The 25,249-nt window shown below is 44.0% G+C and carries 28 protein-coding genes and 2 tRNA genes; 16 read left to right on the forward strand and 14 right to left on the reverse strand.

Annotation, left to right across the window (positions count from 1 at the left end):
• Positions 1-39: 39 nt before the first annotated feature.
• From aguA to J4N43_RS08685, 6 genes are read right to left on the reverse strand one after another with little or no spacing between them, the layout of a single operon-like run.
• Positions 40-1,122, reverse strand: coding sequence for an agmatine deiminase (aguA, locus tag J4N43_RS08660; RefSeq protein WP_042522530.1), 1,083 nt, complete (start codon positions 1,120-1,122; stop codon positions 40-42).
• Positions 1,123-1,134: 12 nt separating this feature from the next.
• The gene (aguB, locus tag J4N43_RS08665) at positions 1,135-2,001 is read right to left on the reverse strand and encodes an N-carbamoylputrescine amidase (RefSeq protein WP_033905196.1); all 867 of its coding nucleotides are present in this window, start codon (positions 1,999-2,001) and stop codon (positions 1,135-1,137) included.
• A 17-nt stretch (positions 2,002-2,018) separates the two neighbouring features.
• Positions 2,019-3,296 (reverse strand): NAD(P)/FAD-dependent oxidoreductase, encoded by a 1,278-nt coding sequence (locus J4N43_RS08670; protein ID WP_158159638.1) that lies wholly within the window; start codon positions 3,294-3,296, stop codon positions 2,019-2,021.
• A 37-nt stretch (positions 3,297-3,333) separates the two neighbouring features.
• Complete coding sequence (locus tag J4N43_RS08675; protein WP_053350395.1) at positions 3,334-4,818, reverse strand: aldehyde dehydrogenase; 1,485 nt, start codon at positions 4,816-4,818, stop codon at positions 3,334-3,336.
• Between the two features lie 35 nt (positions 4,819-4,853).
• The gene (puuR, locus tag J4N43_RS08680) at positions 4,854-5,411 is read right to left on the reverse strand and encodes an HTH-type transcriptional regulator PuuR (protein ID WP_005377813.1); all 558 of its coding nucleotides are present in this window, start codon (positions 5,409-5,411) and stop codon (positions 4,854-4,856) included.
• Between the two features lie 18 nt (positions 5,412-5,429).
• Positions 5,430-6,176 carry a gamma-glutamyl-gamma-aminobutyrate hydrolase family protein gene (locus J4N43_RS08685; protein WP_005377814.1) on the reverse strand — a complete coding sequence of 249 codons (747 nt, stop codon included), beginning with the start codon at positions 6,174-6,176 and terminating at the stop codon, positions 5,430-5,432.
• 340 nt (positions 6,177-6,516) lie between these two features.
• On the opposite strand from J4N43_RS08685, the gene J4N43_RS08690 reads away from it, so the two are divergent.
• The 15 genes from J4N43_RS08690 (at position 6,517) to J4N43_RS08760 (ending at position 17,588) form a co-directional block, all read left to right on the forward strand.
• Positions 6,517-7,860: a glutamine synthetase family protein gene (locus J4N43_RS08690; protein WP_053350396.1), complete on the forward strand. Its 1,344-nt coding sequence runs from the start codon at positions 6,517-6,519 to the stop codon at positions 7,858-7,860.
• 18 nt (positions 7,861-7,878) lie between these two features.
• Positions 7,879-9,354: a Na+/H+ antiporter NhaC family protein gene (locus J4N43_RS08695; RefSeq protein ID WP_042522526.1), complete on the forward strand. Its 1,476-nt coding sequence runs from the start codon at positions 7,879-7,881 to the stop codon at positions 9,352-9,354.
• Between the two features lie 249 nt (positions 9,355-9,603).
• Entirely contained in the window at positions 9,604-10,287 is a 684-nt protein-coding gene (locus J4N43_RS08700; protein ID WP_053350397.1) for a DUF4336 domain-containing protein, read from the forward strand.
• A gap of 416 nt (positions 10,288-10,703) precedes the next feature.
• Entirely contained in the window at positions 10,704-11,171 is a 468-nt protein-coding gene (locus J4N43_RS08705; RefSeq protein WP_025766736.1) for an Sbal_3080 family lipoprotein, read from the forward strand.
• Positions 11,172-11,235: 64 nt separating this feature from the next.
• Positions 11,236-11,568: a YnfA family protein gene (locus tag J4N43_RS08710; protein WP_005377819.1), complete on the forward strand. Its 333-nt coding sequence runs from the start codon at positions 11,236-11,238 to the stop codon at positions 11,566-11,568.
• Between the two features lie 141 nt (positions 11,569-11,709).
• Positions 11,710-12,114, forward strand: coding sequence for a DUF1801 domain-containing protein (locus tag J4N43_RS08715; RefSeq protein WP_017633973.1), 405 nt, complete (start codon positions 11,710-11,712; stop codon positions 12,112-12,114).
• A gap of 153 nt (positions 12,115-12,267) precedes the next feature.
• A complete protein-coding gene (locus J4N43_RS08720) occupies positions 12,268-12,648 on the forward strand; it encodes a hypothetical protein (protein WP_025766737.1) in 381 nt (126 codons plus the stop codon).
• 150 nt (positions 12,649-12,798) lie between these two features.
• Positions 12,799-13,299: a GNAT family N-acetyltransferase gene (locus J4N43_RS08725; RefSeq protein ID WP_025766738.1), complete on the forward strand. Its 501-nt coding sequence runs from the start codon at positions 12,799-12,801 to the stop codon at positions 13,297-13,299.
• 98 nt (positions 13,300-13,397) lie between these two features.
• The gene (locus tag J4N43_RS08730) at positions 13,398-13,649 is read left to right on the forward strand and encodes a TIGR03643 family protein (RefSeq protein WP_005377824.1); all 252 of its coding nucleotides are present in this window, start codon (positions 13,398-13,400) and stop codon (positions 13,647-13,649) included.
• 404 nt (positions 13,650-14,053) lie between these two features.
• Positions 14,054-14,443, forward strand: a complete 390-nt coding sequence (locus J4N43_RS08735) for a lysozyme inhibitor LprI family protein (protein ID WP_042522523.1) — start codon at positions 14,054-14,056, stop codon at positions 14,441-14,443.
• Between the two features lie 163 nt (positions 14,444-14,606).
• Positions 14,607-15,056, forward strand: a complete 450-nt coding sequence (locus tag J4N43_RS08740; RefSeq protein WP_005377826.1) for a nuclear transport factor 2 family protein — start codon at positions 14,607-14,609, stop codon at positions 15,054-15,056.
• Positions 15,057-15,248: 192 nt separating this feature from the next.
• A complete protein-coding gene (locus J4N43_RS08745; protein ID WP_242013642.1) occupies positions 15,249-15,821 on the forward strand; it encodes a hypothetical protein in 573 nt (190 codons plus the stop codon).
• A 205-nt stretch (positions 15,822-16,026) separates the two neighbouring features.
• Entirely contained in the window at positions 16,027-16,425 is a 399-nt protein-coding gene (locus J4N43_RS08750) for a VOC family protein (RefSeq protein WP_053350400.1), read from the forward strand.
• Between the two features lie 164 nt (positions 16,426-16,589).
• Positions 16,590-17,228, forward strand: a complete 639-nt coding sequence (locus J4N43_RS08755) for a DJ-1/PfpI family protein (RefSeq protein ID WP_047100683.1) — start codon at positions 16,590-16,592, stop codon at positions 17,226-17,228.
• Between the two features lie 129 nt (positions 17,229-17,357).
• Positions 17,358-17,588, forward strand: a complete 231-nt coding sequence (locus J4N43_RS08760; protein WP_017820907.1) for a hypothetical protein — start codon at positions 17,358-17,360, stop codon at positions 17,586-17,588.
• 258 nt (positions 17,589-17,846) lie between these two features.
• On the opposite strand, the gene J4N43_RS08765 is transcribed toward J4N43_RS08760, so the two are convergent.
• From J4N43_RS08765 to hppD, 8 genes are all read right to left on the reverse strand, one after another.
• Positions 17,847-17,923: transfer RNA gene (locus J4N43_RS08765), tRNA-Val, on the reverse strand.
• Positions 17,924-17,956: 33 nt separating this feature from the next.
• Positions 17,957-18,033: transfer RNA gene (locus J4N43_RS08770), tRNA-Val, on the reverse strand.
• 179 nt (positions 18,034-18,212) lie between these two features.
• Positions 18,213-18,551, reverse strand: a complete 339-nt coding sequence (locus J4N43_RS08775; protein ID WP_053350401.1) for a hypothetical protein — start codon at positions 18,549-18,551, stop codon at positions 18,213-18,215.
• 119 nt (positions 18,552-18,670) lie between these two features.
• Complete coding sequence (locus tag J4N43_RS08780; RefSeq protein ID WP_005377831.1) at positions 18,671-19,330, reverse strand: DUF2726 domain-containing protein; 660 nt, start codon at positions 19,328-19,330, stop codon at positions 18,671-18,673.
• A 195-nt stretch (positions 19,331-19,525) separates the two neighbouring features.
• Entirely contained in the window at positions 19,526-20,194 is a 669-nt protein-coding gene (gene maiA, locus J4N43_RS08785; protein WP_005377832.1) for a maleylacetoacetate isomerase, read from the reverse strand.
• A gap of 21 nt (positions 20,195-20,215) precedes the next feature.
• On the reverse strand, positions 20,216-21,253 hold the full coding sequence (locus tag J4N43_RS08790; RefSeq protein WP_025766743.1) for a fumarylacetoacetate hydrolase family protein: 1,038 nt from the start codon (positions 21,251-21,253) through the stop codon (positions 20,216-20,218).
• Between the two features lie 9 nt (positions 21,254-21,262).
• Positions 21,263-22,393 (reverse strand): homogentisate 1,2-dioxygenase, encoded by a 1,131-nt coding sequence (locus J4N43_RS08795; RefSeq protein WP_033905172.1) that lies wholly within the window; start codon positions 22,391-22,393, stop codon positions 21,263-21,265.
• The gene (gene hppD / locus J4N43_RS08800; RefSeq protein ID WP_005377835.1) at positions 22,386-23,459 is read right to left on the reverse strand and encodes a 4-hydroxyphenylpyruvate dioxygenase; all 1,074 of its coding nucleotides are present in this window, start codon (positions 23,457-23,459) and stop codon (positions 22,386-22,388) included. The genes J4N43_RS08795 and hppD overlap by 8 nt, the downstream gene beginning before the upstream one ends.
• Positions 23,460-23,997: 538 nt before the next feature.
• Here hppD and J4N43_RS08805 point away from each other — a divergent pair.
• Positions 23,998-25,104 (forward strand): M20/M25/M40 family metallo-hydrolase, encoded by a 1,107-nt coding sequence (locus J4N43_RS08805; RefSeq protein ID WP_053350402.1) that lies wholly within the window; start codon positions 23,998-24,000, stop codon positions 25,102-25,104.
• The last annotated feature ends 145 nt before the right edge of the window (positions 25,105-25,249 follow it).

Raw genomic sequence — 25,249 nt, forward strand, 5'->3', positions numbered from 1 at the left:
CAACTCATCATCGCCGCTAAGCCAGCGGCGAGTTTATGTTTAAGCAGGGATCTGCTGCGTAATGCAGTGGATGTTCCCTCCGCCGAGTAGAACCTCTCTCGACGGTATCGCGATGATTTGGTATTCCGGCATCGCGTTTTGCAAAATATCGATCGCCATAGCGTCGGTCTCTTCGTCCAGCATCGGCAAGAACACATGCTCGTTGACGATAAGAAAGTTGGCATAAGAGGCACTTAGGCGTTCGCCAGCTTGTCGACTCATTCCTGAACTGGCGTCAATGCCATTGGCTTCACGCTCGCTGTAATGCAACGGACCCGGTAATGGCAAACGGACAATTTCAATCTCGCGCCCTCTCGCATCGTGCTGAGATTTCAGTACTTGTTCCGCTTGACGAGATAACGCGTATTGCGGATCGCTTGGGTCATCGGTCCAACTTAGTACCACTTTACCCGGTGCGATAACGTGCATCAGGTTGTCGATATGGCCGTCTGTTTCGTCATTGAATAAACCATTTGGCAACCAAATGACTTTTTCGATACCGAGGTACGCCTTTAACTGCTCTTCGATTTGCGCTTTGCTCAACTGCGGATTACGTCCTGGGCTGAGTAAGCACTCCTCTGTGGTGTAAAGGGTGCCTTCACCATCGGTGTGAATCGCCCCACCTTCAAGTACAAACGGTGCGCGGTAATAATCAATACCGATGATGTCGCACACCGAGCCAGCGACAAGATCGTCCTGCTGCCAGTTATCGTAAAGCCCGTTGTATTCGCCGCCCCACGCGTTAAATTGCCAACTAATCCCACGGCGCTCACCCGCCTGATTAACAAGCACGGTCGGCCCAATATCGCGCATCCACGCATCGTTAAATGGGATTTCCACCAAACGTACGTCTGAATGGAGCATTTGACGCGCTCGGTCAAAGTTGTGCGAGCATACCGCCACGCACACCTTGGTCACTTCCGCGATTAAGTTCGCGATTCTGGCGAAAGTCTCTTGCGCGGGTAATGCGTCATCACGCCAGTTGTCTTTCCTTTCTGGCCACGCTAGCCAAACTTCACTAACCGGCTGAAACTCAGCCGGAAAATAGAAGCCATCTTGCGCTGGTGTTGTCGATAACTTCATACTAACGCCTCTTTAAACAGCTAGCTTACCAACGCTGGTGTAAAGGTCTGGACGACGGTCGCGGAACAAGCCCCACGCATGACGCGCTTTCGCTATCGCAGCGAGATCGATTTCTGCGTAAATGATGGTTTCACCTTCACGTGGTGCTTCGGCAATTTTTGCACCAGTGTGGTCAGTGATAAAAGAAGAGCCGTAGAACGTGGTCTCGATACCGTCATCGACCTCAGTACCTACTCGGTTTGACGCGATGACTGGAACGAGGTTTGCTGCCGAGTGACCTTGCATTGTACGTTGCCAGTGATCACGCGAATCCAGTGTTGGATCTTGAGGCTCAGAACCGATTGCCGTTGGGTAAAAAATCGCTTCCGCGCCGTGCAGAGCCAAGCTGCGAGCAAGCTCTGGAAACCATTGGTCCCAGCAAATGCCAGCACCGAACTTACCGAACTTGGTTTGCCACACTTTGAAACCGGTATCGCCAGGGCTAAAGTAGTACTTTTCACTGTAGCCCGGACCGTCAGGAATGTGTGACTTGCGGTAGTTATCTAGTACCGTGCCATCGGCATCTATCATTACTAGCGAGTTAAAAAACGTGTTGCCCGCTTTTTCAAAGTAGCTAACAGGAATAACCACGCCGAGTTCTTTCGCCAGAGCGCTCATCTCTTTAATGAGACGGCAATTCTCCGTTTCTTCCGCAAGCTCGAAATACTTTGCTTCTTGTTTTTTGCAGAAGTAAGGCGCAGCGAACAGCTCTTGCGGAAGAATCACGTTCGCACCGTTTTGTGCTGCTTCACGAATCGCCTTTTTTGCTTTGGCTAAGTTGTCTTCTAGATCCCAGCTTTTCGTCAGTTGAAGGGCTGCAAATTTCACTACTTTGCTCATTGGATATTCCTTATCTCTTAAATCGCCAGTTTGTCACGTAGGTTGTAGTAAGCCGCACCCATTGCCGTAAACGGAATTTGGAAGTGGCGGCCACCTGGGAAGGAGTAATGTTTCAGTGCAGCAAACGCATCGAAACGTTCAGCGTGTCCGGTCAATGCTTCTGCCAACAACTTGCCTGCTAGATGAGTACACGTTACACCGTGACCGCTGTAGCCTTGGAGGTAGTAAATGTTGTCTGCAAACGAGCCAAATTGCGGCATGCGTGAGTAAGTCAGCAAGAAGTTACCCGTCCAGGTGTAATCGATCTTAATGCCTTTCAATTGTGGGAAGACTTTTTCCATCTTCGGACGGATCAGTGCTTCGATGTTTTCTGGGTCACGTGCGCCGTAAACCACGCCGCCTCCGAACAACAAACGCTTGTCGGCAGTTAAGCGGAAGTAGTCAAGTAAGTAATTACAGTCTTCAACGCAGTAGTCGCTAGTCAGCACTTGTTTTAGCTGCTCATCACTCAAAGGTTGAGTCGCCACCACTTGCGTGCCACACGGAATCGCTTTGTTGCTGATGTTTGGAGCCAACCCACCAAGATACGCGTTACCTGCCAAAACCACGTACTTGCTCTTCACGCTACCTTGCGCCGTTTTGACTACTGGGTTAATCCCTTTGTCAATCGACACGACCGCCGACTGTTCGAAGATTTGGCCACCCAGAGAAATAAACGCAGCGGCTTCACCTAACGCGAGTTTAAGCGGGTGAATGTGACCACCGCGCATATCCAACAAGCCACCAGTGTACACTTTGGTCCCTACCGCTTGTTCTACTTCTCCTTCGTCAAGCAGAGTCAGTTGGTCGTTGCCGTAACGCTCCCAGTTCTTCTTATGTTCTTCTAGCCCTTTGAGTTGTTTACTGTTCAGTGCCGTGAACAAGCCGCCTTGCTTGTAATCACAGTTGATGTCGTATTTGTCGATCAGACCACGGATGATATCGCCGCCTTCAAAAATCATATCGCACAGAGCTTTGGCTTGGTTTTGGTCGTAACGGCTTTCAATCACGTCAACATCTCGGCTGTAGCTGTTAACGATTTGACCACCGTTACGACCAGTTGCTCCAAAGCCCACTTTTGCGCTTTCTAGCACAACGACTTTAAAACCTTTTTCTGCAAGGTGTAGTGCAGAAGAAAGACCAGAAAATCCCGCACCGACTACACACACATCGCACTCGATGTCGTTTTGCAACTGTGGGTATTCCGGCATGTTTGGCACAGAGTGCGCGTAGAACGAATCCGTATGCTTGTTCATAGAACTATTCCTTTATTTATCGTAATCGTCAGCAGGCTTAAGGATGGAGGCGAATCCAAGTGGTTTTGGTTTCGGTGAATTTTTCAATCGCGTGGAGAGACTTGTCTCGACCATTTCCGCTCATTTTGAATCCGCCAAATGGGACCGTCATATCACCTTCGTTGTAGTTGTTGACCCAAACCGAGCCGGCTTGCAGTCGTTTTGCTACGCGATGAACGCGGTTGATATTGCTGCTCCAAAGTGCAGCACCTAAGCCGTACTTCGAATCGTTAGCGATCTCAATTGCTTGCGCTTCGTCTTTGAATGGAATGACACACAGCACCGGACCAAAAATTTCCTCCTGAGCGACACGCATCTTGTTGTCGACGTTGTCTAAAATGGTTGGGGAAACAAATGCACCTTGCCCATCGACATCGCCGCCACAACGTACGTTTGCACCTTCTGATTCACCTAACGAGATGTATTCCAACACTTTTGATTTATGATCTTGGTCGATGAGCGCTCCCATGGATGAACTTGGGTCCATTGGGTCTTTTGGCGTGAACGCTTTCGACGCTTGAATAACTTTTTCTAAGAACTGATCTTTGATGCTTTCGTGAACAAGCAGGCGGGTTGCCGCGACGCACACCTCACCTTGGTTGTAGAAACACCCTGCGGCGGTTTCTGCTGCTGCGCGGTCTAGGTTGTCACAATCTTCGAACACGATGTTCGCGTTCTTACCGCCCGCTTCTGCAAACACGCGTTTTAGGTTGCTCTCACCCGAGCTGACCATCAGTTGGCCTGCAATGCGCGTCGAGCCTGTGAAGGCGATGCAGTCTACGTCTTGGTGTTTCGCCAGCGCGTCGCCAGCTTCATGACCAAAACCCGTAACGACTTGGAAAACGCCTGTTGGTAAGCCCGCTTGAGAAGCAAGTTGACCTAGAAATATCGCGGTGAGAGAAGATTTTTCTGACGGTTTTAGAATCACGCTGTTACCAGCGGCTAAAGCAGGACCAAGCTTCCAGCACGCAAGCCAAAGGGGGAAGTTCCACGGTACAACCGCAGCAACCACACCAATTGGTTGATGAGAAATAAAAGCGTGTACATCTTTTTCGGTTGGGGCAACTTCGCCGTATACTTTGTCGATTGCTTCTGCGTACCAGCGTAATGCACTCGCCGCACCAGGAATATCGGTAGAGAAGCTGTGAGAGATAGGCTTACCGGTATCAAGCGTTTCTAGCAGAGCCAATTCTTCTTGGTTTTGATCAATCAAGTCAGCAAACTGTTTAAGCACTGCTTTGCGATGAGCTGGGCTGCTCTCGCTCCACTGACCGGATTGAAATGCTTGGCGAGCGTATGAAACCGCGAGATCAACATCTTCATTTTGGCAACGGGCGATTTCGGTGAATATCTCATCTGTTGCTGGGTTAACTACCGGGATGGTTTGCCCTGTTAAAGCGGCACTGTATTCACCGTTAATGTACGCCCTGTTTTCGATGTTTAGATTGTTTTTTAGTTCAATCCATTGCTCTTGGGTTTTCATACGCTCTCCTTGTGATCACACAAGGCAAGCCCCCACTAAAATGTGGTTGGCGTATGCGCACTTATCATTCGACAAGCCTTGTCTGTGTGATTTGTAAATCGATGGGGCTTCGTCGTGTCAATAATGTACGACTCGCCCGCTGTTATGACATGAGATTGCCCTTTATATTCCAGAGTGATTTCACCCTCTAATACGGTGCCAATCTCTTCGCCTTCGTGTTTGATTTCTGCCGCACCAGTGGTTCCATAAGGTGCGTATTCCTCGATCAAGAATCCGATAACTTGATCTTTGTCGCCATTCGTTACCAGTTTCATGGACACCGTCTCGCTCCCGATTTCCACAAGATCTGACGGCTTGATGACTACTTTCACTTCATCGTTCGAAGGTTGTTCAAAAGTGAAAAACTCTGATAACGATAAAGAAAATACATTAACGATTTTTTGTAGTGAGCTGACCGACGGGCTCACTTTGCCATTTTCAATGGATGAGATTGCACTGTGGGTAATACCAGCGCGCTCGGCTAGTTCCCTTTGTGACAATCCATGTTTTTTTCGTAACTGAACAATATTTTTACCAATCTCTTGATTGTCCATTCATACAGCTCCAAACGTTTAACGAGAGGTAGCCATCATAAATTCATTGAACAAAATTTGAGAGAAATGATTGGTTTTTGCTTCCCATTCTGGGTGCCACTGCACGCCAACGAAAAATTTTTGATTAGGAAGACTAAATGCTTCTACCAAGCCATCCGGGGCTTTAGCTTCTACTTGTAATAGAGGAGCAAGCTGATCGACGCCTTGGTTGTGTAGTGTGTTCACTTCAAAGAAGGTGGTATTTTCCCAATGATTTTGCACCAGCCATTGTTCAAATAAGCTCTGCTTTTGAACTAGTACAGCGTGTGCTGGCGCGTATTTTTGTTCGAAATCTTCAACAGGCGCTTCACGATGGTCATTGAAGCCGGAGTCATGAACGGCTGGGTTTAACGAGCCACCAAGTGCGACATTCATCTCTTGAAAGCCGCGGCAAATACCAAGGCACGGAATGTTTTGGTCAACCGCATGACGAATTAACGTGAATGAGAGCTCATCACGAGCTTCATCTTTGTAGCTCTCTTCGTGCGTTGCATTGTATCGATGTGGCGCGACGTTAGAGTGGCTGCCAGGAAAAAGAAAACCATCACATATGTCTAGGATGGTGGTTACGTCATCGCCCGACATGTCGGGAGCCAACATAATCGGTAGTCCTCCAAAATCCTTTATGGCGCGAAGGTAAAAGTCGTTGACCGCTTGTATCTGATAGCCACCCAACTCTTTAGCGCAGCTAACCACACCAATGATGGGTTTGTGTGTATCTGCCATGATATGTCCGTGTTCAATTTATTTAACACAAACCCTACAAACCATGTACAAAATTATCAACACAGATGACCATTATTATCGTCACAACGTGATCTGACGCACTTTTTAGGCTTCAAAACTGAATATTCATGCTCATTATATTGAACAAAACAAAACCAACTGTTACAAAATAGTTAACAGAAAGACATAAAAACCAGCCGTTAAACATCAAAAACACAGTGTAAGTGCATGTTTAAATTAAAAATAACCTAAAAAACAAACAACTCGCTCAGAGTACTGTAATTTATTTGTTAATTTGGTTATTTCTAATTTCTACTCGTCAGGCTATTTGGAGAAGAAAATGGAATCGTATCTACAGGAAGTAAAAAATTTTAAACAAAAATGGCCCGATATTGAATTTATCGATCTCATCTTTACCGATATAAATGCCACCCCAAGAGGAAAACGCATCCCGATAGATGCTCTAGAAAAACTGAATAAAGGTGTTGCCCTCCCCCTTTCGACCATCACCCTAGATACCAAAGGTAACGTCGTTGAAACAGCCGGGTTGGGAGAAGATCTCGGAGAACCAGATAATCTCTGCTATCCAATCAGCGGCACCTTAATGCCGACGGCAAAAGAACAAGTTGGTCAGCTACTGCTTAGTATGATGGATGAAACCGGGCAGCACCCTAACCCACTGTTCATCCGAAACATTCTCGCTTCTATATTGCAAACACTGCATGCTAAAGACCAATATCCTTGCGTCGCGCTCGAGCTGGAGTTCTATTTAATAGACAAAACCCGCGGCGAAAATGGCGAACCATTAACGGCAATTAACCCCACGAAAAAAACTCGAGAAAAAGATACCGAGGTTTACGACCTTGATGGACTAGATGACTACGCTGATTTCTTGGCCGACCTTAATCGAATTGCATTAGAACAAGGTTTAAACACTTCCGGAGCCCTATCTGAATCGGCACCAGGGCAGTTCGAAATCAACTTCAACCATTCTAAAGATGTGCTTCGAGCATGTGATGAAATCATCATCGCAAAACGCTTGATTCGCCAGGTCGCTCATCAGCACGGATTTGACGCCACATTTATGGCGAAACCTTTTAGTGAGCAAGCGGGTAATGGCATGCACATTCATCTCAGCTTGGTTGATACAGATGGTAACAACCACTTTAGCCAATCAGACGGTCAAGCGAGCGCCTTCTTCTATCAAACCATGGCAGCGATGCTGTCACAAACATCCGATGCCATGGCCCTAATCTGTCCTAACGTTAACTCTTACCGTCGCTTTGTTCCTGGCGCTTACGTCCCGACCAAAGCCGATTGGGGAGAAAACCACCGCGGTGTTGCGTTGCGTGTGCCTATCAGCGATAGCAAAAATCGCCGTATAGAGCATCGTATAGCAGGCGCTGACGTTAACCCATACATTCTCGCTGCAGTAGTACTTTCCGCAGTATTAGCGAGTGAAAGCTACACCAAAGATCAATGTCCACCGACTCTCAGTGATGATGCAATTGAGTTACCTCTGCGTATGTCAGAAGCTCTAGAGCGACTGGAGCACAGTGAGCTAGCTCAATACATCTCAAGAGATTTTATCGATTTGTATCTAGCTTGCAAACAGAGTGAACTCGCAGAATTTGAGCGAGCGATTACTCCATTGGAAATCGACTGGATGTTGCACTCGGCATAAACAAAGGAAATGAACTTTATGACTACGCAGACCAAGGCGCTGGATGCGCCTCTTAAAATCAACTCTCAACACATTATTGTTTCTTTAATCTCGGTTGCGACGTTTGTCTTTTTTACCACAATCGGTTTGAACCATGAGGAAGGCGAAGCCTACGGATGGATGAGTCTTTTACCAACGGCGTTGGTATTGGTCTTTGCGCTGACAACACACCGAACTGTGGAAGCCCTCTTTAGCGGCGCTATTGCCGGTGTTCTTCTGCTTAACCCAACTGAAGCGGTGGAACAGATTGTTGATATTTCCATGAGTGTAATGATGGATGAAACTATTGCTTGGATCATCCTCGTTTGTGGTTTGATGGGCGGCCTAATTGCTATTTTGGAGAAAGGCGGCAGTATCTTAAGCTTCTCCGACATGCTGGTCACGAAAGTAAAAAGCCGTAAGCAATCGATGCTGATGACCTTTGCTTTAGGTATTCTGATCTTTATCGACGATTATTTGAATGCGATTGCAATTTCTTCCTCAATGAAAAAAGTTACGGACGGCTACCAAATCTCGCGTGAAAAGCTCTCATATCTTGTGGATTCAACCGCCGCGCCTATCTGTATCCTCGTACCAATTTCCACTTGGGCAATTTTCTTCAGTTCGTTGCTAGAAGCAAACGGAGTAGCAGAAGCGGGAGATGGTATCAAAGCATACATTGAAGCTATTCCATACATGGCTTACGGCTGGGTAACGCTGGTGATTGTTTTGCTGGTTGCAATGGAAAAGATCCCAGATCTAGGTGCGATGAAAAAGGCAGAAAAGCGTGCGAAGAATGGTCAAGTTCGTCCAGACGGTGCAACAGATGTCGACTTTGGTCCCGATGTATCTGCACATACCAACCCAACCATGGGCCTTGTCAACTTCTTGTTACCAATGATCGTACTTGTTGCCGCAAGTTGGTATTTTGGTATCGATCTACTTGCTGGTGTTTTCGTCTCGTTAATCTTTACTATTAGCTTTTACGGCGCACAAAAACTGATCTCGATGAACGACATGTTCGAAGCTGTTTATGATGGCATTAAAGTTATGCTACTGCCGCTTGCGACCGTTATTGGTGGTTTCATGTTGAAATCGGTCAACGACTCATTGGGCGTCACGCAGTATGTCATTGAGACCGTCAGCCCTTACCTGTCAGCGTCTTACTTCCCTGCGATTATCTTTATGATTACGGGCGCGTTGGTATTTGCAACGGCATCGTCTTGGGGAACGTTTGCAGTAGCGATGCCAATTGTTCTACCTTTGGGCGAACAGCTTGGTGTGCCTCTACACTTAACCGTTGCAGCGCTGCTTTCAGCATCAGCGGCAGGGAGCCACTCTTGTTTCTTTAGTGACTCAACCGTGTTATCTGCACAAGGTTCAGGCTGTACAGCAATGCAACACGCAACCACACAGTTTCCTTATGCGTTGATTGGTATTGTTGCAACCGCGATTTTCTTCTTCATCATCGGTTAGCCCCTTTATCTAATTGCAAAACCCTGCTCAAAAATAGCGGGGTTTTGTTCTATCAAGTCAAATGATCCTCTTAAAACTACTTTACGCGCGTTCAGTATAAAAATACTCAAAGATGTACAGCTGCACTCAATAAGGGTTTGGTAAACCTAATATTTTTGGTTTACGCTTAGCGAAGCGTTTATTGTGCAACAAGGCAGCTTTTGAGTAACTTAAATGCCGCCTTAATACAGTGTTAACGGTTGGAGAGACATGAAAAAGTTAGCCCATGAGATATGGATATTTGACGGAGATCCCGTCCAATTCTTAGGACTCCCATACACCACTCGTATGACTATTGTTAGGCTTTCTGATGGTAGCCTTTGGATTCATAGTCCAATTAAGTTATCAAATTCGATTAGAGAGCAAATCAACAATCTAGGCCAAGTGAAATACTTAATCGCTCCTAATCATTTACACCACTTGTTCTTATCTGAATGGGTATCTGCCTATCCTAGCGCAGAAGTTTATGGCACAAATGAAGTCATTAAGAAGTGCCGTGATATACACTTTCACGCTTCACTTAACCAAGGCGGTAATGCTTGGAACTCTGAGATTGAACAAGAACTATTTTCTGGCTCTCCATTAATGGAAGAGTGTGTGTTTTATCATCGACTTTCAAAGACCTTAATTGTTACTGACCTCGTCGAGAATTTTTCTGGCCAGAACTTTAACTACTGGCAGCGGTTTGTGGCTAAAGGGGCCGGTATTCTTGCTCCGAATGGAAAAATGCCTTTGGATTGGCGCCTAAGTTTTATGTTTAGCAAACAAGAGGCTCGAAAACACTTAAATAAATTGCTGTCTTGGAAACCTAATATATTGGTTATGGCTCACGGCGAAATCGTCCTTGATAATGCAGACGAGTTCTTACAGCGCTCTTTTAAGTGGCTAGTATGAGACAGCATTGAAAACTCACACAACAGAATAGACAAGAAGCTATTTTAAAACATTAGGCCCTTTTAGCTTAGTCTTAGGGACGAATTTACAGCACTACACGTTATGTTTAACGATAAGATCCCCTGTTCCTCTTAATTGAGCATTATGCAGCAATTTAAAATTCCGTTAGAATTGCACTTCAAAAACTTCAATGCGAAGAATTCTGGACATTGATACGGACATAAGTTCAAGAGTTAACATAACGCTATAGCAATCTCTTACTAATAATTTGCTTCGAGACATTGGCATACTCCCGAAACAAACCCTTCTACTCTAAAGGTTTTGTTAATAACAGTTGCCATGCTTGTTAGTTATTCTCGTTGAACTCAGTATCTTGAAGTTGTTTGAATATATAAATTTAAAAAAAGAGACATAAGATGCACAAAAAACTCATCGTTCTAAGCTTGCCTATTCTATTAGCCGCATGTGCGGCACCAAAGTATACGGTAGAAACAATCTCGAAAGAAAATCAGAGCAAGGAAATCACCATCGTAAAAGACAACGCCACGCGAGATGTTTTCTTAGATTCGATGCAAGACTGGTGTTTGGATACCGCCCATAAATGCACAGTCGTAAGCGATGGCACTCCTCCTGTTAGCTCTGAGCTGACACTTACTTACGTATCACGCTGGAGCTGGGATTTTAGAACATTTATCGCTGATGCTCAGATCAAAGCCTACAAAAATAACGAAAAAGTAGGACAAGTTGAATTTAAAGCACCAAACAGCGCGAATCCAGATAAATGGGGTAAAGACAACAAACGAATCATTTCGATGATGGATTTGTTATTCGGTAAACAAACCGTGAGTGAGGCTCAATCCAAGATTAAGCTGGGCGAAATGTAATGAGCCGAGCAATTGCCCATTTAACCAGCCTCATATATTTGTAGAAAAAGATAGGAATGTTTAAGTGACTGAAGTCAAAACCATTGGGCTTTTCTTTATAACCGCCATTGCAGAAATATTAGGCTGCTACTTACCTTATCTCTGGTTAAAGGAAGATAAGTCAGTTTGGCTTTTGGTACCAGCAGCGCTATGCCTTGCTATGTTTGCTTGGCTTCTATCTTTACATCCTACCGCAACTGGCAGAGTTTATGCTGCTTACGGAGGTGTCTATATTTTTGTCGCAATTCTATGGTTGTGGTGTATCGACGGCGTTCGACCGACGCTCTGGGACATAGTGGGGGTTTCTGTCGCTATGCTTGGCATGTCAATCATCATGTTTTCACCCAGAGCATCCTAAACGTAACCGAGGGAAATCCCTACGCTTAGTATTTTGGCTATGTGCTAGATTTATTGATTAATAACATTATGACGTAATTGCTACATAGCCAAAGTACGCTTGGGCTTCACCCCAAAACAGCGCTATTTATAGGAGATACCAATGAACCATGCAGTGAAGGCAAGATTTGATGAGTATCCAAAACATGTGCGTATTCGGATAGAAGAGCTACGAAATATCGTCTTAACTATCGCTTCTGAATTAAAACTGGGGGAAGTTGAAGAATCTCTAAAATGGGGAGAGCCAAGCTACAGTGTGAAAACAGGTAGCCCGGTAAGGATGGATTGGAAACAGAAAACGCCTAGTCGTTATTATCTGTTCTTTAATTGCCAAACTAAGCTCGTCGACACATTCCGCGAACTGTATAGTGACTCACTTGAGTTTCAGGGTAATCGAGCAATAATTCTATCTTTATCAGCACCTTTGCCAGAAGCTTCAATCAAGACCTGTTTAGAATTAGCATTAACCTATCAAAAGCGAAAGAACTTACCTCTTTTAGGTATGTAAGATCGCTTAATAAAACTATTTACGGCCGATTAACCATATTCAACTACTCTACCTTTGTATCCTTTTTAATGCTTCCGCAGTAAAGTTTTAGATTAAGTGGTCACCTTAATAGCGCCGTAACCAAACTAGTAATATCGAAATAAAGAAGAGTTTATGAAATCAAAAATCTTGTTCTTACTTATGCTTGGAGCTCATTTCAATGCTTTTTCAGCGACGAACTATCAAGTCAATGTGGTAGTAACAGAGCCTCAATCAACATTCATTTTTCCGACTTTTGAAATATCCTCTAAAGGAAAAAGCAAAACCAGTTTTGTCGACGGCTGCGCGTACTTAGGAACCCTTTCAGAACCGAGCAAAAATAGCATACAGCTTGAAGCTACCATGTCATGCAACCGAGATGGCGCTACGTCAAGGATGGAAATGCCGGTATTTGTTCTCAACTCCGAGGGTCAAAGCGCGAGTTATGATCTTGTAGAAAACGGGATCGTGATGTGGAAATATTCTGTAGAAGTTAAGCCGTCACTTAAAAAGTGATATATCAGAAATACTAAAGTAACAATCAGCACTATTAACCGCCGCTTAAGTGTAATAGGTATATTCTTTACGACTTAATGACGTTACTTGTTGCCGCAATTCTCCAACTCATGTACAAAACAGCCCTAATTTTAATAGGAGCTAAGTGGCATGAATTTAATTGTACGTCAGGTAACTTTAGGTGATGCTGAAGGCATTACAAACGTCCTCAATCCCATCATTATTGAAGGTTTATACACTGTATTAGATACGCCTTTCACACCTGAAGAAGAAAAAGAGTTCATTACTCATTTCCCAGAACGGGGCGTGTTTACAGTCGCTTTATCCGAAAATAGCTCACAAGTCATTGGTTTCCAAAATATCGAGCCCTTTGCACAATATACAAAAGCTTTTGACCATGTTGGCATAATTGGTACGTTTGTTAGTGACGGTGTTCGTGGCCAAGGTGTGTCTAAACAGCTTTTCAAATCGACATTCGAAGTAGCCAAACAAAAGGGTTACGAAAAACTATTTGCGTACGTTCGCAGCGATAATGAGCGAGCGTTATCAGCCTATCTCAAACAAGGCTTCGAAATCGTAGGGACCGCGAAGAAGCATGCAAAAGTTCGTGGGAAATACGTAGACGAAGTCCTCATTGAGAAGTTTTTGTAGGTGTTAAGTCGCTAAACACTAAGCACGCATATAAGAACATTTGAACCAAGACTCAATTTCCGTCGTAACAATGTCTTTTCTAAAATAGGTTATTTGAAATGAAACTGACCTCGGAAACTGAGTCAAGAATAATAGAAATGGCATGGGAAGACCGCACCCCATTTGAGGCTATCGAATTTCAATTTGGTTTGAATGAATCCGACGTGATTCAGTTTATGCGTAGCCGGCTCAAATCAAGTAGCTTTAAATTGTGGCGTAAAAGGGTTTCGGGGCGCAATACAAAACACAACAAGCTACGAAACTCAGACATCATTAGAGGTTATTGCCCAACTCAATATAAGCCGCGATAGCGAACTGCACTTGGCATAAATTTTTATTACGAATCGCAACATTTATCGCCCTACCTTTGAACCAACTTCATGATTGGAGGGGAATAGTCACCACTTAATTCAACCTAGGTGTTTCAGGGCGATAATAAATTCAATGGGAGTCATATTAACATCCTCAGACGCCATCAAACTAATGATTCCACAGAAAAGATTGATACAAAACGCCCACTAAAAGTAACTCAGATTAAGGCGTCATTTAACCCGTGTATCAATCTCTTTTACCTTCTATTTAGGCACTAGAATCACTAACCTTCTATTTTATCTTTGAAGGCACAGACAAAAAGCTGCATGATTAAAAAGGAAAAATAGCTGATAACGGTTTAACAAGCACTCGGAGCTTGGAGGCAATTTTGAACAAATTACTTATGATATTTGCGTTGGTTTCTTTACCTTGCTTGGCTTCTGCTGATGTTGAAGATCCCTGCAAAGTAAAAGGCGGTGGCGTTATGGCTGGTTATCAGTGTGTAGAAAAGAAGATGGAGTCTGCAGATAAAGAGCTTAACGAAAGTTACAAGGAAGCAATCGCTAGAATAGGTGAGGAAGAAAAAGCACTAAGGAAAACATGGTCTCAGACCGAACTGGTAGAGCCATTTCGAAAGGCCCAAAGAGCTTGGCTAAAATACAGAGACGCCGAATGTGAATTTACGGGCCTGTCTTCCACACCCTCACCCTGGCAAGGTGTCCAGATTGAAGAGTGTAAGTTAAGAATGACGTTAGAACGCGTCGAGTACTTCAATGGAGTATACGTAGGCTAAACGGATTACATCTAACAAAGCACTTCAATAAGATTCGCAACTCTTGGCAATTTCAGTTTAAATGTACTCAGTGTTTAAGATGCAAACGTTCAGGTTGAGTGGTCGCTCCGCTTACTACTTAACCCTGCGTTGTGCGTAAAGCTAATATGGGTGTGAAATAATTATGGAAAAAGACGATTTAGTTGGGCTAGTAGTTAAGTATTTCGAGAAAATAGATGCCGGTGATCCTAGCTATCTGGATCTATTCTCAGAGGATGTTGATTTTTTCTTTCCTAAATTTGGGCAAGCGAAAGGAAAGAGTGCCTTAGTGGAGTTTGGCAATAGGATTGGTAGCTCGTTGATTAGTATCTGGCACGACATAGACGGCTTTCAAATAACGACTGCTGGAAACAAGGTCATTGTTGAAGGACAGGAAGGCGGCGTAATGAGTGATGGTACCTCTTGGCCGGACAACAAAGTTTCCACAGGGCGTTTTTGTAGTGTATTTGAGTTTGAAGGAAAAATGATAAGTCGTATGTTTGTGTACGTAGACCCTGACTTCCCGAGTCGAGATTTTGAGAGAATTTCCGTGCTGTCAGGCGAGAGCAACGTGCGACAAACTGTTCAAGCCTGAATACTACCGTTACCGCATAGCATCTTTGTTATGCGGTAGTATTCGTAGTTAAGGTGTGTTGAGGGCTTTGATATCGCTTTACTCACACCTTATCAGTGCGTTAGCCACATTCCCTTACTGATAGAAATGCTACTTTCTTCAATCGTCCTGTATTATGATAATGAAAAAGATTGCATTAATTTTAAGATTAAAATGAACCAAAAATTTTTTCTAAAACTACTCCCTGTCCCTTTTCTTCTAGCCGGTTGCCAGTCTACGCAAAGCCAGCTACAGCCTATACCTGAAAACGTATTATCAAACCTATCGACTCAATGGGCAGTGGTAGAGGCCTGTTTTCATTCCGATGCTTATAGCTTAGAGCAATCGGTAAACTATCGAGAGGCCATTAACTATTCTTTTTCTACTTGGCTAGTCGATCAGTCCGGTATCGATCAGTCTGTAAATGAAGCTCGTGTAGCGTTATCAGAATATCAGTCTCAGAATGATGGTTTAGGAACAACATGTAAGGATTGGCACCTACCCTTAGAATCTGGATTGCGAGAAGTTAACAATCACAAGAATCAAGTGGCGATAAACCAGCAGCGAGCACATGAAATACATAAAGCAAACGCTTCTAAACCTGTGACCTATTCAACACCAGCATCTACTTCGACTAGTAATGTTGTTCACTGTTACAAATTGGAAGACGTTAGCTTGAATAAGAACATTCAAACGTTTAATGGAATGATATGCCCTATAGGCTGGCTTAAATATTATGGCTATTAATGCATTTGATTAATAAAGCCCTTAAGAATGAACTCAAAGTTTAATTTTTAGTTCAAGGTTGGGTTTCGTGTTTACAATGTTATGTTTCCAGTTGGATTACCGTATTCGAATAGATTGACGAAGTTAATCAATATATGTGTATTGATGCTTACTTTTTATCGAGTTATCTTTGTTTGATAGCCATTAAAACGAGTAAGGAAACAAAGTGACTGTGTTAACAAAAGGCATACACCACGTAGGTTTAACCATATCTAACCTAGAAGCAAGCGCGAAGTTTTTCACTGAACAATTAGGTTGGAGTGAAGTAAAAAGAAATCCAGACTACCCGGCAATATTTGTGAGTGATGGGCATATCATGCTTACACTATGGACGGCTAAGGCTGATGCCGCCACTCCATTTGACAGAAAAACGAATATTGGTTTGCATCACTTAGCTTTACTGGTAGAGACTGAAAAGCAACTCTATGAGTTGCGTGATCAATTTATGGCGTCGGGAATCGAAATTGAGTTTGGTCCCGAGCTTGTTAAAACAGGACCCGCAAAACATTTAATGTGTTACGACCCAAGTGGTATTAGGGTTGAGTTTTTCTGGGCGGGCTCATAAAACAAACATAACAAAGTTTTATAATAGGGATTTGGTACACATGGCATTGTTAGTTTGCACCGCCTTTGGTGTTTAAGGTGCTCAGCAGAAGCTTGTGTATTGAATGCCCTCCCCTCCTACTACACATTTTGCGACTTACGAGTAAGTCCAAAAGGATAAATGTTATGTATAAAATCGGCGTTGTTTTATTTGATGATTTCACGGATGTCGATTTCTTTCTTATGTATGACTTGCTAGGGCGCACAACCGACAGTTGGACAGTAAGTATACTTGGAACTAAATCTGAACATCATTCCCACCTCGGTATGAAAGTTAAAACAGACGGACACCTTTCTGAGGTGACGAATCAAGATGTCGTTCTTATTACAAGCGGCAAACGGGGTATTCCAGCCGCTTTAAAAGATGCTGAATTTATGTCAGCGTTGAATCTTGATCCAAATAGGCAGCTAATAGGTTCGATTTGTGCGGGATCATTCATCCTCCATGAACTCGGTTTACTAAAAGGCAAGCGATTAACAACAAACCCAGATGCAAAGGACGTTCTACAAAGTATGGGAGGAGATGTTCAGGATCTGCCTCTCGTGATAGACGGTAATGTAGCGACGGCTGGTGGCTGTCTTTCACTGATGTATCTAATTGGTTGGTTAACAGAGCGGCTATTTGACTCAAACAAACGAAAAGCTATACAAAATCAATTGATACCTGCTGGGCAATTAGCTCTATTTGAAGAGCTTATTGCCACAACTATTCAATCAGCAGAGTTAGCAAGCTCGGATAACAAGGCGTTAAATAATCATTCATAACATGTGGTGTTTTACATTACGTTAGTTTTAGTGTTTAGGGTAAGTCACACATCAGTCTTGTGTGACTTACCCTTGAACATAACGCCACTTGGGGAAATTAACTTACAGGGAGTAAATCAATTGGTAAAAATGTACGGTTCTGAAGAGACAAGAGCGTTTTGCTGTAATTGTAAAGAAGTAACGCTACATCGGTACGAAAGCTTCTCTAAAGCGCAGGAAAAGACCGAGAAAAAAGCTAAAGGTTTCTTCTCAGGTCTATTTGCAGCAATAATTAGCTCATTAATGGAAGGCGAAGCGACTGGTGACTACAAATGTACAATATGCGGCACCAATCTTCACACGCCAGATAATTTAGATTAATAGTCAGTGTCTCTAATGCCACGGCTAGTGGCACGCAACATGATTTATAGACGGCTCTAGTGGGTTTGAAGCGTATGCACCTTATGCATTGCATTTAGGGTTTTGAGGTTGTGTTGCGGATCAAGTAGTGCGCTTTTATCTCTGACAAGGGGCTAAAGCAGAGCAAAAACAAGGGACAAGAAAAGAAGTAGTTTTACTTGAGTATCAATGAATTACAGACACAAAAAAGCCCACCAAAAGGTGGGCTTTTTTAAAATTTGGTGGGTCCGGGCGAACTCGAATCGCCGACCCCTACCATGTCAAGGTAGTACTCTAACCAACTGAGCTACGGACCCAAATTTTTATGTTCCTAACCATTCAATTCAGAATGGTGCGTCCGAGTGGACTCGAACCACCGACCCCCGCCATGTCAAGGCGATACTCTAACCAGCTGAGCTACGGACGCATTTCTCTGGAACGACGAGGATATTAGCTATAAGCGAACGACGGTGCAAGCACAAATTTACCAACTTTGAACCGTTTGGCGAAAATGTAAACTCAACACGCGTTTTCAGATGATTTTATCGACAAGGACTGAGCCTGCAGGGTTTAAAAGTGTGATCTATATAACTTTTATTATCTCACTTAATTGTCGTAAGGCACTTCACTGAGCATCCAAATCTGTAAGGTTTGCGATACCTTAGGGCAAGTGCCGAACAAAATCTGATATTTAGGTTTAAATGGTTCGCCGATATAGGTTGTACGAATCAACTCTCCTGTTTTGACGTCCACTTGAGTGCTCACCCTGCCTTTGAAGTTTTGAAATATGACAAACTGCTCACTGTGGTAAATCATTTGCTCTCGGTAAAACAAGAAATGATCTTGGGGTGTCTCTGTCAATTCACACTCCAGTGGTTTCAAATTAGGTATCGCACTAACATTAGATGCGATGAACAATGCTGACAAAATCCATCCGTATCGCATATGGCTGCCCTATTCTGCACTCTTTTTCAAAGTATAGGTCTTGCCTTGAGGACAGATACAAAAAAGGCTTTGATCATCTCTAATCAAAGCCCCTTATTTCTGCAGGTTAATTGTCGTGTTTAGTCGTCCGCCTCAAACACAACGTTATAATTTTCGGTGTATGTACAATTCGGCTGACGGCTACAAGTAAAGAAACGTCTCCCTTTGAACTCACCTTGGCTTGCGGTTTTAATGATCATCGGACTGCCGCATTTTTTGCAAAAGCGCACTTCTTTATCGGGCTCAATCAAATCAATGTGTGCCGCAAGCAAACGACGTAATCGCCCAACTTGATAACTGTGCTTTATCGAAGCGCCGATTAAAGGCAGGTTGGCCGTCTTACAAACATGAATCAATAACTTTTGTCTTTCTATCTTACCCTTGTTTAGCTCCTGCCCATTATCCAATTCAACGATAACGCGCGGCTCTAGTGTCCTTGGGTCACAAATAACGTAATCAAAATAGCTTCGAGATATACGATTGTTCGCGACAAAAAACTGCTTCTTATTTTTGATTTCTTTTGGCGTAACCAAACTGGACATGTTTACTTTCGCGAATACTACGGCATGCTCCCCGACCGCCGCTCTTAACGCATTATAGAACGCACCCTCTTGACCTCTGAGCAGAGGGCCTTTCGAGCGATAAGGATAATCACGCGTGTCATCGTGCTTAATCACGTACTTTTGAATAACAAAGAAGAATAAAACCAGAAGAACAACAATGATAAAAATGTTGGTCATAAATAAAGTGCATCCAAAACAACTCGTTGCTCAAAGCGTAAATGGAAATGTTATGCAGAGCAACAAAACCTCGCAATTTTGAGGCGCCACGACGATAGCGAGAAACAGAAAATTTTGCTCACCAATAAAAACGAGCCAATCACACACTTGGATTGGCTCGTTTAAATTTTGTTAATACATTATGTATGCTAAGAATCAACTATTAGCGTCTGGCTGATTCTCTGGCATCGCATCAATAAAAGCTGGCAGTTGATTGCATGACTGCACAACAGCGTTAATGGTTGGATAAAGAGAAGTATCTACACCAAAGCGTTGTGCGTTATAAAATTGTGGTACCAGACAAATATCGACAATAGATGGCGAGCTTGTCAGGCTAAACTTGCAATCACCATTTAGTTTACGATGCTTCTGAAGTTTCTCTTCTAATGCTGTAAAACCTTTGTGGATCCAGTGATGAATCCAAGCGACTTTGCGCTCTGGCTCGCAAGCTAACTCCCCCTCTAAATACTGTAGAACTCTTAAGTTATTCAGGGGATGAATCTCCATTGCAATATCCTGAGCCAAAGCTAGCGCTTGGTATCGAAGCGGCGTTTGTTCGGGGATCACAGTGACATCCGGGTAGTGTTCTTCTAAGTATTGAATGATCGCCAGTGACTGGGTTAACTGAACCTCCCCATCCACCAGCAAAGGAACCAGTTCAGAAGCGTTTAACTCATGGTACTCGTCACTATGTTGTTCGCCACCATTGCGCACCAAGTGTACCGATTTTGAATCATACGATAACTCTTTAAGATTCAAGCAAATACGCACACGATATGCCGCCGATGATCGCCAGTATCCGTATAAAATCATGCTATCGCTCATATCGTCTCCCAACCAGCACTGTTAGTGCTTGAGATATTGGCTAACTTGTTGGTCAATCGAACCGAATATGTTGTTGCCATCCGCATCGAACATTTCCAATCTAATAGAATCTCCAAACGACATGAAGTTAGTCGACGGCTTACCATCACGAATGGTTTCAATCATGCGAACTTCCGCGATACATGAATAACCAACACCACCCTCCTCAATCGAAGTGCCATGTTCGGTGCCTTGCTTATTAGATACCGTGCCAGAACCTATAATTGCCCCAGCAGATAGCGGGCGCGTTTTAGTCGCATGAACAATTAAGTCTGCAAAATCAAACGTCATATCGATACCCGCATTTGGGCGACCAAACGGCTTGTGGTTGTAGGTCGAGACCAGTGGTAAATGCACTTTGTTTTCGTACCACGCATCGCCTAGTTCGTCAGGTGTTACTGCCACAGGAGAAAACGCAGAAGAAGGTTTAGATTGGAAAAAACCAAACCCTTTAGCTAACTCTGCCGGAATTAGACCACGCAGTGAGACATCATTCACCAGCATGATCAAACGAATCGACTCCTGAGCCTCTGCAACACTCGCGCCCATTGGTACGTCACCAGTTACCACAGCAACTTCACCTTCGAAATCAATACCCCATTCATCACTCGCAAACTCGATGTTGTCACAAGGTCCAATAAAGGCATCAGAGCCTCCTTGGTACATCAACGGGTCCGTCCAAAAACTCTCTGGCATTTCAGCGCCGCGAGCTTTTCGAACCAACTCAACGTGGTTTACGTAAGCACTGCCATCAGCCCACTGATAAGCGCGAGGAAGCGGCGACTCACAGTAGTGCGCTTCAAACTCTTCATACCCTGCAACCGTGCCATTGTTCAGTGCAACGTATAGCTCTTCCAGTTGTGGTGCTAGCGTATCCCAGTTATCAAGTGCCACCTGCATCGTCGGTGCTAAGTTCATAGGGTGGAAAATTTCTGTCGCAGGTACGCAGCGCGTTAAGTCTTTGCTCACGACCATCAACAAACCGTCACGAGTGCCATTTTTCTTGGTTGCTAATTTCATCCTTGCCTCTTACTTCTCTTGCCAGCTATAGACGTATTCTTTGTTTTCTACTTTTTCCAGCTCATCCGAAAACTGAAGTGCGTGACGCGTATCAATCATGACCGCGACTTCGTCGGTAAAAGTCTTCTTATGCTCTCGCCCTGCTTTGAAAGCTTTCGGGTGAGGGCCATGTGTAAATCCTGCTGGATGGAATGTCACCATACCCGCTTCAATGTTGTCACGACTAAAGAAGTCACCTGCATGGTAGAACAAGACTTCGTCATAATCGTCATTGTTGTGGTAGAACGGTACTTTGAGCGCTCCAGGATCACTTTCAATTGGACGAGGAACGAAGGTACACACCACAAATCCTGCTCCTACAAATGTGGTATGTGCAGAAGGCGGTAAATGGTAACGATGTGACATAAGTGGACGAATATCACGCCAGTTCACTTTTACTACCGCCAAATCACCATGCCAACCAATCGCATCCAATGGGTTGAATGGGTAAGTGATAACACTGACTTTATCGTGGCGTTTCACCTGAACCTGTGTTTGATTATCAGAGTATTGAGCACGGAACTGATCGTTGATCGACGGCGTTTCTAGAACCGCCGGATCAAACACCGCGTGGTTTCCAACCATGCCTTTTTCGGGCAATGTATAAGCCGCATCGGTGTTTTCGATCATCAGAATGAACATCGGCTCGCTTGGCTCTAAACGCCAGCTCGTTGAGCGCGGGATCATGACATAATCCCCTTCGCTCACTTTCAAATGACCATAATCACAGTAGAGATCTGCCGTACCTTGGTGGATGAATAGCAGTTCGTCGCCATCTGCATTTCTCACCAAGAAGTCCATTTTTTCATCCATACGCCAAACACGAACTTTACAATTCGCGTTGTGTAATAAATGCGGGACTGCCCAAGGGGTAATATGGCTGGCTTTTTCGACTAGATTAAAATCAAACGCTCGTGGACGTAGCTCACCCTCCCACTCAGACCACCCCGTTGGGGCATGTTGATGATGAAAATGTGTTGCGGGGCCGAAGAAGCCACTTCGACCTGCCTCACGTTCATAAATTGCCTCTTCCGGGAAGTCAGCATGTGCTTGTTTAGAGCACACTCCCTCCCGATGAGGGAATGTGATCCATTTATGCATCGCTCAATACTCCTCGGCGAATTTGGTCTTCTTCTATCGATTCAAACAACGCTTTGAAGTTACCCTCGCCAAAGCCTTCATTGCCTTTACGTTGGATGATTTCGAAGAACACAGGGCCGATAACGGTTTGAGTAAAGATTTGTAGCAAGATGCCATCTTTCGTTGGTGCACCATCAATAAGAATCTGCAAATCACGAAGCTTGCTTACATCTTCACCATGGCCTTCAACACGCTGATCGACTTTCTCGTAATAAGTATCTGGCGTTGGCATAAAGTCCATGCCTCGCTCACGCAATGTTTTGACCGTTTCGTAGATGTCGTCTGTGGTCAATGCGATATGTTGAATGCCTTCGCCATTGTATTCACGGATAAACTCTTCAATCTGTGATTTATCATCTGACGACTCATTGATAGGAATTCGGATTTTGCCGCAAGGTGCGGTCATCGCACGGCTGACAAGACCAGTCAGCTTACCTTCGATATCGAAATAACGAATTTCGCGGAAGTTACCAATGCGCTCATAGAAACCAGACCAGACATCCATGTTGCCTTGCTTAACGTTGTGCGTTAAGTGGTCGATTTCGTAAAGACCAACATTCGCTTTTGATAAACGCTCATCAGCATCATCATAAAAACGAAAATCGACATCATAAATGCTCTGCTTTCCATAACGATCGACAAAATAAAGCAAGCTTTCACCGATGCCATAAATAGCAGGAATACTAAGCTCCATCGGCCCAATTTCCGTTTTATATTCTTTACCGCCATTCTCTAACGCATGCGCCAGAGCAACGGTGGCGTCTTTCACACGAAATGCCATGCCACAAACCGACGGACCGTGAACTTTGGCGAATCCCTCAGCTTGGCTATGCGGCTGCGCATTCACAATAAAGCTAATGTCACCTTGTCGATATAACCACGCTTCTTTTGAGCGATGCTTTGCGATTTCCGCAAAACCTAACGATATAAACAGATCTTTAAGCTGTTGAATGCCTTTGTTGTCTGCAGCGGTATATTCAACAAACTCAAATCCGTCTGTTCCTAGTGGGTTATATGCATCAACCATGACTTTCTCCTTGTCTCAGTAGCTTTTGTTTGGACTTATTTTTCTAACTTGGCGCAGGTATTGAGAAATTGGAATACGTGGGGAGAAATCTTTATCTTGGCGATTTTTACTCACAATTGTAAAATATATGTTACACGAAGGGTGCACGTCGAATCCACTTTTGTAAACATTAAATAAACTGCTTACTTTCAATATATTAGATTGATATTTTCGGCTTTACGCCAACATATAAAATGTAAACAAGTTGTTACTTTGGCATTTTATCTTGGCAACGTAACTCAAAAAGTAAAAGGGGATGGAAAATCTATTGCACCCTATCTCTATCCGATTTATTCATTTGCTCCTGCAAAACATCAAAAGTAATGTTTCGTGACGCTTCATACAGTTCGAAAGGCTCATCGGTCAGAATCGTGTCATGGATACCCCTTTATTGATTCACCTCAGTTTTATTCAAAAGTAACTGTGCCATAAGTGGTGCTCTGTTCCCTATCGAGCCGAGCCACAAGGCTTCACGCTCGATCAGAAAAAGAGACATCTAATGACACACATCAATCAAGAACGCTTAGTTGAACACTTTTGCCAACTAGTACGTATCGACAGCGAATCAACAAACGAAAAACAAATTGCAGAAACACTGGCAGAACAGCTAGGCAAGCTAGGCTTTACCGTACGCAAAATTCCAGTACCTGAGCACATTTCTAACGGTTTTAACGTGTACGCCCGTTTAGACGGCAAAAAAGACGGCTCTATTCTAATGAGCTGTCATATGGATACGGTCACTCCAGGTATTGGCATTGAGCCACTCATCGAAGACGGCGTTATCCGTTCAAAAGGCAATACGATTCTTGGTGGCGATGATAAATCTGGTATTGCTGCCATCATGGAAGCCGTTCGTTGTATTCAAGCGGAAAACCGTGAGCACAAAACGTTAGAACTTGCTTTCACCGTGTATGAAGAAGGCGGTTTATTCGGTTCACAATACTTCGATATGTCACACGTCACTTCAACGGAAGCAATCGTGTTAGATACGGGTGGCCCTATTGGCACCATTGTGACCGCAGCCCCAGGCCAGCAAAAAATCATGGCAAAAATCAAAGGTCGACCAGCACACGCAGGGCTTGCGCCAGAAGAAGGCATCAGTGCGATCATGGTGGCGGCTGATGCTATCAACCAAATGAAGCTACTTCGCATCGACGAAGAAACGACAGCCAACATCGGTGTAGTGAATGGCGGTCAGGCCACAAACATTGTTATGCCTGAATTAAAAATCGTGGCAGAAGCACGCTCCCTGAATGGCGATAAACTAGATGCTCAGGTCAATCATATGATCTCAACATTAGAGTCTGTCTGCGAAAAACACGGTGCAGAAGTCGAAATTGAATCTAGCCGAGCCTACGACGCTTTTGTTATTGAAGAAAACCACCCACACGTAAACGCTATAAAAGCAGCATTTTCAGAGTTGGGAATTGACGCCTTCACAAAAGGCACTGGCGGCGGTAGCGATGCCAACAACTTTAACAAGAAAGGTCTCACAACTGTCAACCTTTCAACTGGCATGGCAAAAGTACACACGACAGAAGAGTTTATCGCGGTAAGTGATATGGTCAAAATCACTGAGTTCGTGAAACATTTCCTAGTCAGTTAACGTCGTGCCTTTTGAAGAGCAGATTGACTATCTTCCCCTTCTAGCCTGTGCTTGAAGGGGATTTTAATTTGTATCGAAGCAAAATTACTTCCCGTCATGCCAACTTGATATCAGATCTTCAAAGAAATTCCCCTAGCTCACTTTT

This window comes from Vibrio sp. SCSIO 43009, assembly GCF_023716525.1.
In the GTDB taxonomy this organism is placed as follows: Bacteria; Pseudomonadota; Gammaproteobacteria; order Enterobacterales; family Vibrionaceae; genus Vibrio; species Vibrio alginolyticus.

Excerpts from the sequence above, each read along its gene's own strand:
- J4N43_RS08775 (WP_053350401.1), bottom strand. The coding sequence starts at position 18,551 with ATGCGATACGGATGGATTTTGTCAGCATTGTTCATCGCATCTAATGTT.
- J4N43_RS08685 (WP_005377814.1), bottom strand. The coding sequence starts at position 6,176 with ATGGCAGATACACACAAACCCATCATTGGTGTGGTTAGCTGCGCTAAA.
- J4N43_RS08730 (WP_005377824.1), top strand. The coding sequence starts at position 13,398 with ATGAAACTGACCTCGGAAACTGAGTCAAGAATAATAGAAATGGCATGG.
- J4N43_RS08745 (WP_242013642.1), top strand. The coding sequence starts at position 15,249 with ATGAACCAAAAATTTTTTCTAAAACTACTCCCTGTCCCTTTTCTTCTA.
- J4N43_RS08760 (WP_017820907.1), top strand. The coding sequence starts at position 17,358 with ATGTACGGTTCTGAAGAGACAAGAGCGTTTTGCTGTAATTGTAAAGAA.
- J4N43_RS08670 (WP_158159638.1), bottom strand. The coding sequence starts at position 3,296 with ATGAACAAGCATACGGATTCGTTCTACGCGCACTCTGTGCCAAACATG.
- J4N43_RS08755 (WP_047100683.1), top strand. The coding sequence starts at position 16,590 with ATGTATAAAATCGGCGTTGTTTTATTTGATGATTTCACGGATGTCGAT.
- J4N43_RS08715 (WP_017633973.1), top strand. The coding sequence starts at position 11,710 with ATGAACCATGCAGTGAAGGCAAGATTTGATGAGTATCCAAAACATGTG.
- J4N43_RS08675 (WP_053350395.1), bottom strand. The coding sequence starts at position 4,818 with ATGAAAACCCAAGAGCAATGGATTGAACTAAAAAACAATCTAAACATC.
- J4N43_RS08790 (WP_025766743.1), bottom strand. The coding sequence starts at position 21,253 with ATGAAATTAGCAACCAAGAAAAATGGCACTCGTGACGGTTTGTTGATG.
- J4N43_RS08720 (WP_025766737.1), top strand. The coding sequence starts at position 12,268 with ATGAAATCAAAAATCTTGTTCTTACTTATGCTTGGAGCTCATTTCAAT.
- aguB (WP_033905196.1), bottom strand. The coding sequence starts at position 2,001 with ATGAGCAAAGTAGTGAAATTTGCAGCCCTTCAACTGACGAAAAGCTGG.
- J4N43_RS08705 (WP_025766736.1), top strand. The coding sequence starts at position 10,704 with ATGCACAAAAAACTCATCGTTCTAAGCTTGCCTATTCTATTAGCCGCA.
- aguA (WP_042522530.1), bottom strand. The coding sequence starts at position 1,122 with ATGAAGTTATCGACAACACCAGCGCAAGATGGCTTCTATTTTCCGGCT.
- J4N43_RS08700 (WP_053350397.1), top strand. The coding sequence starts at position 9,604 with ATGAAAAAGTTAGCCCATGAGATATGGATATTTGACGGAGATCCCGTC.
- J4N43_RS08735 (WP_042522523.1), top strand. The coding sequence starts at position 14,054 with ATGATATTTGCGTTGGTTTCTTTACCTTGCTTGGCTTCTGCTGATGTT.
- J4N43_RS08780 (WP_005377831.1), bottom strand. The coding sequence starts at position 19,330 with ATGACCAACATTTTTATCATTGTTGTTCTTCTGGTTTTATTCTTCTTT.
- puuR (WP_005377813.1), bottom strand. The coding sequence starts at position 5,411 with ATGGACAATCAAGAGATTGGTAAAAATATTGTTCAGTTACGAAAAAAA.
- J4N43_RS08740 (WP_005377826.1), top strand. The coding sequence starts at position 14,607 with ATGGAAAAAGACGATTTAGTTGGGCTAGTAGTTAAGTATTTCGAGAAA.
- J4N43_RS08725 (WP_025766738.1), top strand. The coding sequence starts at position 12,799 with ATGAATTTAATTGTACGTCAGGTAACTTTAGGTGATGCTGAAGGCATT.
- J4N43_RS08795 (WP_033905172.1), bottom strand. The coding sequence starts at position 22,393 with ATGCATAAATGGATCACATTCCCTCATCGGGAGGGAGTGTGCTCTAAA.
- J4N43_RS08695 (WP_042522526.1), top strand. The coding sequence starts at position 7,879 with ATGACTACGCAGACCAAGGCGCTGGATGCGCCTCTTAAAATCAACTCT.
- J4N43_RS08690 (WP_053350396.1), top strand. The coding sequence starts at position 6,517 with ATGGAATCGTATCTACAGGAAGTAAAAAATTTTAAACAAAAATGGCCC.
- J4N43_RS08805 (WP_053350402.1), top strand. The coding sequence starts at position 23,998 with ATGACACACATCAATCAAGAACGCTTAGTTGAACACTTTTGCCAACTA.
- maiA (WP_005377832.1), bottom strand. The coding sequence starts at position 20,194 with ATGAGCGATAGCATGATTTTATACGGATACTGGCGATCATCGGCGGCA.
- hppD (WP_005377835.1), bottom strand. The coding sequence starts at position 23,459 with ATGGTTGATGCATATAACCCACTAGGAACAGACGGATTTGAGTTTGTT.